The organism is Polaribacter sp. Z014 (assembly GCF_023555435.1).
Taxonomy (GTDB): Bacteria; Bacteroidota; Bacteroidia; order Flavobacteriales; family Flavobacteriaceae; genus Polaribacter.
Genome location: NZ_JALCZP010000001.1, coordinates 808,144 through 818,356 on the forward strand (window position 1 = coordinate 808,144; position 10,213 = coordinate 818,356).

General features: G+C 31.0%; 6 protein-coding genes, 1 tRNA gene and 1 pseudogene. 4 read left to right on the top strand and 4 right to left on the bottom strand.

The features are described from left to right. Positions 1-9: 9 nt before the first annotated feature. The 3 genes from MPF19_RS03565 to MPF19_RS03575 all read right to left on the bottom strand — a co-directional run bounded on the left by MPF19_RS03565 (position 10) and on the right by MPF19_RS03575 (position 5,424). Positions 10-2,397 (bottom strand): GAF domain-containing protein, encoded by a 2,388-nt coding sequence (locus MPF19_RS03565; protein ID WP_249986791.1) that lies wholly within the window; start codon positions 2,395-2,397, stop codon positions 10-12. Between the two features lie 77 nt (positions 2,398-2,474). Then, positions 2,475-3,785, bottom strand: a complete 1,311-nt coding sequence (gene der / locus MPF19_RS03570; protein WP_203394317.1) for a ribosome biogenesis GTPase Der — start codon at positions 3,783-3,785, stop codon at positions 2,475-2,477. Between the two features lie 127 nt (positions 3,786-3,912). Beyond that, complete coding sequence (locus tag MPF19_RS03575) at positions 3,913-5,424, bottom strand: choice-of-anchor I family protein (protein WP_249986792.1); 1,512 nt, start codon at positions 5,422-5,424, stop codon at positions 3,913-3,915. Positions 5,425-5,607: 183 nt separating this feature from the next. Here MPF19_RS03575 and MPF19_RS03580 point away from each other — a divergent pair, with 183 nt between their 5' ends. Next, the gene (locus MPF19_RS03580) at positions 5,608-6,117 is read left to right on the top strand and encodes a GTP-binding protein (protein ID WP_249986793.1); all 510 of its coding nucleotides are present in this window, start codon (positions 5,608-5,610) and stop codon (positions 6,115-6,117) included. A gap of 102 nt (positions 6,118-6,219) precedes the next feature. Here MPF19_RS03580 and era read toward each other — a convergent pair whose 3' ends face one another. Beyond that, positions 6,220-7,104, bottom strand: a complete 885-nt coding sequence (era, locus tag MPF19_RS03585) for a GTPase Era (RefSeq protein ID WP_203394320.1) — start codon at positions 7,102-7,104, stop codon at positions 6,220-6,222. Positions 7,105-7,285: 181 nt separating this feature from the next. Here era and MPF19_RS03590 point away from each other — a divergent pair. The 3 genes and pseudogenes from MPF19_RS03590 to MPF19_RS03600 form a co-directional block, all read left to right on the top strand. Further along, positions 7,286-7,358: transfer RNA gene (locus MPF19_RS03590), tRNA-Met, on the top strand. 792 nt (positions 7,359-8,150) lie between these two features. After that, on the top strand, positions 8,151-9,635 hold the full coding sequence (locus MPF19_RS03595; protein WP_249986794.1) for a xylulokinase: 1,485 nt from the start codon (positions 8,151-8,153) through the stop codon (positions 9,633-9,635). Positions 9,636-9,785: 150 nt separating this feature from the next. Continuing rightward, a pseudogene (locus MPF19_RS03600) lies at positions 9,786-10,213 on the top strand (xylose isomerase); the annotation flags it as partial.

Below are 10,213 nucleotides of genomic sequence, written 5' to 3' on the forward strand. Positions count from 1 at the left end.
GTGTTAAAATTAAGCTTCTATTTCTTTAATTAAATCATTAAAAGTAATTGTTTTGTTTTGGTTAAAATCTTTTTGATATTTAACTTCTACTCGCAATGCTTTTAATCCGGAGGCACCTTGCAAATCTTCTAATTCTAAAAATTCTATTTTGCCTAACTGATTTTTAGATTGTAAATAGTTGATGTATTTAATGTACTCTAGTGCATCTTTATCTTGAGAATATACAATGGCAATTTTTCCAGGAACCGTTAAACGATCGTTTGTTCCTTTTAGGTTTGCTTTGTCAATTCGCTTTTTAATAATTTCGTATCTAATATTGTAAGCACCATCTACATCAAACTGCTTTTCATCCATTCTAAATTTGATAGCCATTGCGTTGCTATGTACCAGAATTAAAGATGCAACTTGTAAATCATGTTTCATGTTTTTGCGCTCATAAAATGCTATATTTTCCATTTCATAAGTAGTTTGCAATTGCCATAAACGAAGGTTGTACAGGTACAAATCGTCAAAAGTTTTACTCTTAGTTATAGATTGTCCAATATACATATTGTACTCTACACCATCTGTTTTGTATCGCTCAAAATAATGAGGAAACATATCTTGTGCTTGCTTTTGTTTGTTGTCTAAGAACTGAGCTAATTTATCATTTAAGAGGGTTACACTGTTTTCGTACTCTTTTCTTTTCTCATAAACCACCTTTAGATTTTTATCTAAACGATTCATGTAAACACTTACTTTCTGAGAAAGTTCTGTACTAATGCTATTAATATGATTAAAAACAGGGTATATTTCTCTACTTAAAAAATCTAAAATACTTACTTCATCACCAGCATTTAAACCTTTTTTTACATCGTTTAAATAAGATGCTACTCTAAACATTAACTCATTATAAATGGGTAATTTTTCTGTTTTACAAGCATCTTTTAGTACTGTAATTGCTAAGGTTAGCTGGGTAGTTAAATCTTCTTGAATTGCTTTATTTCTAGCAATAGAAGATCCTTTAATATCACTTTGACCAAACAATGGATATACGTTATTAAACACAATTTGATCTAATTTTGCGTCTCTATTTGTTTGTCTTTCTGCATGGTATTTTTCTGCAGCTTCATAAAAACGCCATTTTACAGAACTATGTATAGATGTATAGTTCTCTTGGATAGTAGCTTCTAAAACATTCTGACGCTCTTCTGAAGTTCTTTTTACAGCAGCTTCAAAAACAGGAATAATATCCTTTAATTTATTGATGTTTACAGAGTTTAAATCGTAGGCTCTTGGTGATGCTATTTCTAATAAAGCCAAGTCGCCATTATTAGTAGCTTTTATGGGAATTAGTATAATACTCTGAATTCCATTTTCTTGAAGGTTCTTAGAAAAAAGATTATGATTTGTTTTTACTCCATAATCGGCTACATCAGAAATAATAAAAGTTTCATGGTTTTTAAAAACTTTTTGCATTATTGTGTTGCAAAAGTAACCTGAATCACAATTAATTTCTGAACTATGATTTAATATTAAACTGTGAGATTTATTTACCTTAGTTTCACAAACTTTGGTATTAATATTGTCAAAAAAAGAATAGCCTAGCTTTAAATCTTTTATACTATAAAAATCTCTTAAGTTGCTTTGTAGTTTTGGTATTAAATCTTGCCCACCTTCTAATAGATTTGCTTTTATTGATGAAAGCATTTCTTCGGAAGTAACATCGAACAAACTAATAATACCAAAGCCTTTAAAAATATAGCTATTTGGAGGGAATTTTTCTTTCCATAAGTCTATATTATCAAAATTATTAAGTAATTCTTTAAAATCTTGTTTTGTTATTTTTGGTGCATTTTCTGTAGCTTTAACTTCAGAAAAATCTGCATTAAAAGTAGTTCTGTAATATTTTATTGTTCCGGTCGTATTGTCTGGAATGTCAAAATAAAAGGGTCTTTTTACATCTACATTAAAATCATAAACGTAGCTTAAAATAAATGTACATGCCATAATATACATACCGCCATCCTCAAAATTACGAACATTTAATTCGAAATTTTCACCTGCATTCTTAATAATTTTTTCAAAACGATCTGTAAATTTAAAAGAAGTAAAAGAGAAAGGAATACTTGCTGCTTTTATTTCATTTAACAATAAAGGTTCTGGAAATAAAGGGTTTAGCAGTAAGTCTATTTGCTCTTTATATTTTTCTAATAAAGTATAGTCTGAAAAACCATCCTTTAATTCTGGATGCTTGTTAATAAGTTGTACCATTTCTTTAGCAGAACTATGGTACGGATGTTTTGCATATTCTATATCCGCATACTTTTTAAACAAATTAAAAACCTTGTTAAAAGATACGTTTAGTTGTAATGGTAATTCAGTTTCAGAAACTAACCTCGATTTAATAATTTTCATGCCTTATAAAAGAAAAATATATTACAATATTACTAATCAATTAGACGTATAAAGGTAACAAAAGTTACAGTATATTTCTATTTCTGTCTAAAATATATAGTAATTGGTACTCCAGAAAAATCGTAAATGTCTCTTAATTTGTTTTCAAGAAAACGTCTGTACGAATCTTTTACATATTGCGGTAGGTTACAGAAAAATACAAATTGTGGTGTTTGTGTAGGCAATTGTAAACAATATTTAATTTTAACAAACTTTCCTTTTATGGCAGGAGGTGGAGATGTTTTAATAATCTCTAACATTGTTTCATTAAACTTACTTGTTTGTATTTTAGTCTTTCTTTTTTGAAAAACTTCTACAGCTGTTTCTATTGCTTTAAACAAACGTTGCTTTGTTAATGCAGAAATAAATACAATTGGCACGTCTGTAAATGGTTCAATTTGTTTTCTAACCATTGCTTCAAAATCTCGCATGGTGTTGGTTTCTTTCTCAACTAAATCCCATTTGTTAATTAAGATAACAATCCCTTTTCTGTTTTTCTCTGCCAACCAAAATATATTTTGATCCTGACCTTCAAAACCACGAGTAGCATCGACCACTAAAACAATCACATCAGAATATTCTATGGTACGTACTGCACGCATTACAGAATAAAATTCTAAATCTTCTTTTACACGAGATTTTTTACGAATCCCGGCAGTATCTACTAAATTAAAATCGAAACCAAAACGATTGTATTTTGTATCAATTGAATCTCTTGTTGTACCCGCAATATTGGTTACAATATTTCTATCTTGACCAATTAAAGCGTTTATAAAAGATGATTTTCCTGCGTTAGGTCTTCCAACAACAGCAAATCTTGGTAAAGCTACTTCTTCTAAATCTACTTCTTCTGGAGCTGGCATTTTTTCTGCTAACGCATCTAATAATTCTCCAGTTCCACTTCCATTAATAGAAGCAATTGTATAGTATTCTCCTAAACCTAAGTTATAGAATTCTATAGCGTCTGGTTCACGCATTGCATTATCTACTTTATTAACTACCGTAAAAATTGGTTTTTTAACCTTGCGTAAAAGTTTCGCAACTTCCGCATCCATAGGTGTAATTCCGTCTTCTACATTTACTACAAAAACAATTAAATCTGCTTCTTCTATGGCAAGATTTACTTGTTTTCTAATTTCACCTTCAAAGATATCATCAGAACCCGTAATATATCCACCAGTGTCTATCACAGAAAATTCTTTTCCATTCCAGTCAGATTTTCCATAATGTCTATCTCTTGTAACTCCGCTTACAGAATCTACAATGGCTTCTCTTCTTTGCACCAATCTATTAAAAAGCGTTGACTTTCCTACATTTGGTCTTCCTACAATGGCAACAATACTGTTCATCTCTATTGAAAATTTTTGCAAAGATACAATTTAAGGTTGTAAGAAAGATGCTAAAAACAAAGTCTTTAAAACAGCAAAAACCAGCAAATTGCTTTGCTGGTTTAATTTTTTAAAAATTAATTGGTAATTAGTTGTTTTCAAAAATAGTTATAGTACCACTATCTTCATTAGAAACTACTAATAAATCTTTACCTGTAGGGCTATCATCTGCAGAAATAACTAACAATCCTTCTGGAGCTTCATCACCAGAATGAGAAAGGATTTGTAAGAATTGAGGAGCCGTTGGGTTGGTAATGTCATAGACTAAAACTTGATCGTTTCTTTCTAAACCTACAAATAAAATGTAACGTTGGTTGCCAAGGTTTAATACTTCTACGCTTTCTGGTTCTGCTCCTTTATCATCACTTCTTTTATCACCATCATTAAATCTATCTGGAGTTTGGGCTAAAGTTTCTGTTGCAATGCTATTTCCACTATCATATACTAAACTTCCGTTTGCATACCAAATACTAAAAGAACGGGCTCCATAACTAAATAATTCTTCTACTTTACCATCATTATTTGCATCTCCTAAAGTGGTAGTCGTTTTTAATCTACCTAAATTTATTTTGTTTAAATAATCATTAGATGCAGGAAAAACGGTTTCATCTAAAACTAAATCATCCATTCTAACTTCTTCGCTAAAACCATCATAGTCTCTAGAATCTCCTTCGTTTGCAGAAATCACATACTCTGCACCATTAATTTTTACTGACACAATTGCATCTGGCATATAAATACCTTTTACTGGCCAGTTTTTTAGTTCTGTAACATCATCTTTATCACTTGCATCTATAGAATTGTTTGCTAAAGAATAATCTTTATAACCTAAGGGATAAATTTCTTCTATGGTTTTTGTTTGAAGATTTATTTTTGCAATTCCGTTGTTTTCTTGTAACGAAACCCAAGCGGTTTTAGAATCTTCTGAGATAGCAACATATTCTGGTTCTACGTCTTTAGCCAAGTCTGCGCCAGGGCCAAAAACTCTAAATCCTTTACTTTCTAAAGCTGCTTCTTGATTGTTAAAACTAGTAAATCCTAAAGTAGTTACGGTATTGTTTTCTAAATTAATGATACTTACACTTCCTTCCGGATCGTTTGTGTAATCATCACTAGGCTCTCCTTCATTTGCAGAAACAATTGTTTTTCCATCAGGAGAAAACTTAACCATATCTGGCAAAGCACCAACTGTATATTGGTTTAATAAAGAGTTATCTGCAGTACTGAAAACTAATACTTTTCCTGGATTTTGTTTTATGTGATCTTCTACAGCAACCGCTAATTTTCCATCAGAAATAGCAACACTGTTTGGAGAACCATAAGAACTTAAATCTATAGATGTTTCTCTTATAGGTGCGCTTAAATTGCTAATGTTGTTTACAGAAATCTCATCCGATTCTACATTAACAGTAAAAAGTTTTTTTGATACTTTATCAAAGGCAGTAATTTCTGAAGCACCTTCGCCACCAACATTTATAGTCGTTTTATGTGTAAAATTAACAGACGTGTCTACGGGTGATAAATTTGGTTCTGAATTATTTTGGCAACTTACTATTATTGATAATAAAGTTACTAAAATAAGTTTTTGTAAAATTTTCATTATTTGGTTTTTATTTTTGTGCAAAAATGCTTCCAAATATTGAAATTAATGTTAAGCTAATTATAAGTAAATATTAGTGTTTTAGTCTATTTGTAAAGAAATAGGTTGTTTATTAGGTGAAATTTGATTGATTTGTTAACAAAACGTAATTTTTGATTACATTTAAAAAATAATACCAAACTAATGAATGTTCAAGAAAAAAGAAATAGTGATTTTTTTTTACGTCCAAGATTTTCTATTGATATAAAAGAGAATCCTGATGAATTACTACAAAGAATTACTACGTATCTAAAAAGTGATGTTTGTAAATATAGAAGCAGAGTAGCAGAAAGACATGTTTTTATTGATATTCCAGTAAAGAAGAGTCATTTTTGGTCGCCTCAATTGCATTTTGAGGTAGAAAAGGTGGATGAAAATTCGTCTACGTTAAAAGGATTATTTGGTCCAAAACCACAAGTTTGGACTCTTTTTATGTTTGTCCATTTTGTGGTGGCAACGTTGTTTTTAGGTTTTGCAGTTTTTGCTTATGTAAAACATCGTTTAGGAGAAAGTTTAATCTTTCCTATTGCAATTTTGGTGGCCCTTCCTTTAATATGGTTATTGTTGTACTTTTTAGGAAGTATAGGGAAAGAAACCGGAAAAGGTCAGATGAAAGAATTACACGATTTATTAATAACTATTATTGAGCAATAAAAAATTAGTTTAAATTCCCGTTACTTATTAAAGTAGAATATAAGTAGCGGGAATGATAATTTTAATAGCAATCTTTATGCTATATAAAGGAGTGTTCTTTTATTAACTTTGATTATATCCAAATCGTTTTAATTGCGTTTTATCGCTACGCCAGTTTTTGTTGACTTTTACATACAATTCTATAAAGACTTTTTTCTCAAAGAATTTTTCTAAATCTTTTCTTGCCTCAGCACCAACACGTTTTAGGGCAGATCCTTTATGACCAATAATAATACCTTTCTGAGTTTCTCTTTCTACCATTATAATAGAACGAATTCTTACAATGTTTTCTTCTTCTGTAAATTCTTCTGTTTCTACTTCTACAGAATATGGAATTTCTTTTTTGTAATGCATTAGAATTTTTTCTCTAATTTTTTCATTTACAAAGAAACGTTCTGGCTTGTCCGTTAATTGATCCTTCGGATAAAAAGCAGGACCTTCTGGTAATAGTTCTTTTATTTTTTCGAAAACGGCAGGTACATTAAATTTTTCTAGTGCAGAAATTACAAACACTTCTGCATTGGGTACTTTATTTCTCCAGTACTCGATTTTTTCTTCAACTTCATCTTGCGAAGACTTATCAATCTTATTCAATAATAAAATAACAGGAATTTCACTATGGATGATTCTTTTAAAGAAAGCTTCATTTTTTAATTCTTTCTCGCCAATTTCTACCATATAGATTAGTATATCTGCGTCTTCGAAGGCAGATTTTACAAAATCCATCATAGAAGATTGCAGTTCGTAGGCAGGTTTTAGAATACCAGGAGTATCTGAAAAGACTATTTGAAAGTCGTCTTCATTTACTATTCCTAAGATTCTATGCCTCGTTGTCTGTGCTTTAGATGTGATAATAGATAATTTTTCACCTACTAAGGCATTCATCAATGTTGATTTACCTACGTTAGGATTTCCGATAATATTTACAAAACCTGCTTTATGCGTCATGATGCAAAGGTAATTCCTTTTTATATTTGATTAGAATTTAGTGTATTAAAAAATAATTAAAAAAAAGATCTAAAATAATTTGGTCAGTACTTTAAATAAGTCGTATATTTGCACCCGGAAATAACGGGTCGAGTTTATGAGTCGAAAGTTAAAAGCTAAGAAGTTATTTTTGAAATTACAACGCGGGATAGAGCAGTAGGTAGCTCGTCGGGCTCATAACCCGAAGGTCACTGGTTCGAGTCCAGTTCCCGCTACTAAGTATAGCAAGGCTTCACAGAAATGTGAAGCCTTTTTTTATTACAATAGGTACAGAATTAGTTAATTTTCAAAACTGAATTACTGCCGCTAATAAATACTTGCATTTGGTTTTAATCTAAATTATTTTCAAAGCATCTCTAAAAAAGATATTGGACTGGACGCATCAACACAAAAAGTTTTGGAGTAAAATAAGAAGGAAGAACTTTGATTTTAAAATTATTTCTATTTAACAGTGGCATTTTTTTGGAACTATGTTTTTTACTGTCTAAATAGAAGTGAGTTTAATTATAGGTAGTATTATCTGCTACAATATCAAAATATTCTAATAGCCCTTCGGGCAATAAATAACTGGTTAATTCTGTATTCAAAATCTAATTACTTTTTTTTTCAAAGAGAATATTCTCCCTAGGTTTTATTCTTGATCTAGAATGACTAAAAGATCTTCCAAATTTATAACAGAGAAGCCAAAAAGTATTTTTATTGAAAGAAATGAAATAAGAGAGCTTTGCGTTCCAAATAAAATCAATAGAAAATTGAATTATTAAGGTTGTAAAGTTTACGTAAATAATCGTTTTAGTTTTTCTGATTTTTTAATCTTCTCCCTGTCTATAATAAGAGGTAATCTAATTTTTTTCTTTGTTAATAGGGCAATTTGCATATTCTATAATACATCATGCACGTTTTTTGTTAGTAGCTTATTGTGTTTAAAAGTAATTTTATTACTCGATAAAAGGCTTAAGAATTATAAACTGTGTTAAGCCATTTTTTTTAACTTAAAACAAGAAGGTTTGTATTATTTAGGATTAGACATTGGGAGTTCTTCTATAAAAGCGGCTTTAGTAGAAGTAGTAACAGGAAAAAGTTTAGGAGTTGTACAAGAACCAAAAGAAGAAATGGGCATGTTTGCTCAAAAAAATGGATGGGCAGAACAAAAACCAAACGATTGGTGGCTACATATTTGTAACGCAATCACGAAGCTGAAAAAAGAATACAATATAAGTAGAACCCAAATAAAAGGAATCGGTATTTCATATCAAATGCATGGTTTGGTGTTGGTTGATAAAAAGGGAAATCCGCTTCGTAAATCTATTATTTGGTGCGATTCTAGAGCCGTAGAAATTGGAAACAATGCTTTTACAGAAATTGGCGAAGAAAAATGTGCTTCCAATTTATTAAACTCTCCAGCCAATTTTACCGCATCAAAATTAAAATGGGTCAAAGAAAATGAGCCGGAGATTTACAGTCAGATTCATAAATTTATGTTACCCGGAGATTATGTAGCTTATAAATTTTCAAACAAAATAAATACCACTATTTCAGGATTATCAGAAGGAATTTTTTGGGATTTTAAGAACGATACCATTGCATATTTTCTTTTAGAATATTATGGAATTGACAAATCTTTAGTACCAGATATTGTAGACACCTTCGGAATTCAATCTTTAGTAGATGATAAAGGAGAAGCAGAAAGTGGTATTGCTGCAGGAACTCCAATTTATTATAGAGCAGGAGATCAACCTAATAATGCCTTGTCTTTAAACGTATTTAATCCTGGAGAAGTTGCGGCAACAGGAGGAACATCAGGAGTGGTATATGCCGTTACCGATAGTTTATCAGCCAAAGAAAGCTCAAGAGTAAATAATTTTGCGCACGTAAATTATCAAAAAGGAGCAGCCCCAAGAATTGGTAAATTATTGTGTATCAATGGAGCCGGAATTCAATACAGATGGCTACTAAATAACTTGGCAGTGGATTCTTATGAAGAGATGAATAATTTGGCTTCCGAAATTCCAGTAGGTTCAGATGGTGTTTGCTTAATTCCTTTTGGAAATGGAGCTGAAAGAATGTTGAATAATAAAGAAATTGGGACTCGTATTGTAAACATGAACCTTAACAATCACCATATAGGACATTTATGTAGAGCAGCCCTAGAAGGTATTGCGTTCTCTTTTGTGTACGGAATGGAGATTCTAAAATCAGACGGAATTAAACCTAGTGTTATTAGAGCGGGTAATGATAACTTATTTCGTTCAGAAATTTTTGCAAATACAGTGGCCACTTTAATAGAACAAGAAATAGAAATCTATAATACAACAGGTGCTATTGGAGCAGCGAGAGCGGCAGATTTACATAAAGGCGATTTTGAAGCTTTTGGAAAAGCAATTATGGACAATGATCACGTAATGACATTTATGCCTTTTAAAGATAAAAAACCATATCAAGAAGCTTATAATAATTGGAAAAAAGAATTAGAACTCGTATTAAATAAATAGTATTTGGGCGTTCCCTAAAAAGGTCGGGCTTTTCATTCCAATCTTTTTATTCGTACCTCAAAAAAAGGATTTCCACTGCAATCCCTAACGCAAAAGCAGTATAGAATACAATTACACGATTAAACACATAAACAATTAAACAATTTTAAAATGGCAAGTAAAGAATATTTTAAAGGAATCAACAAAATTCAATTCGAAGGTAAAGAATCAGACAATCCGTTAGCATTTAAATACTACAACCCAGATCAGGTAGTTGCAGGAAAAACAATGCGTGAGCATTTTAAATTCGCTATTGCATACTGGCATACATTCTGCGGACAAGGTGGAGATCCTTTCGGACCAGGAACACAAAATTTTGCATGGGATCAGGCAGCAGACCCAATTCAAGCAGCAAAAGACAAAGCAGATGCCGCTTTTGAGTTTATTAACAAAATGGGTTTTGATTATTTCTGTTTTCATGATGCCGATTTAGTGCAAGAAGGCGCAACCTTTGCAGAATCAGAAAAAAGATTAGATACCATTACAGATTACATTAAAGGAAAAAAAGCAGAAAGTGGCGTAAAATTATTATGGGGAAC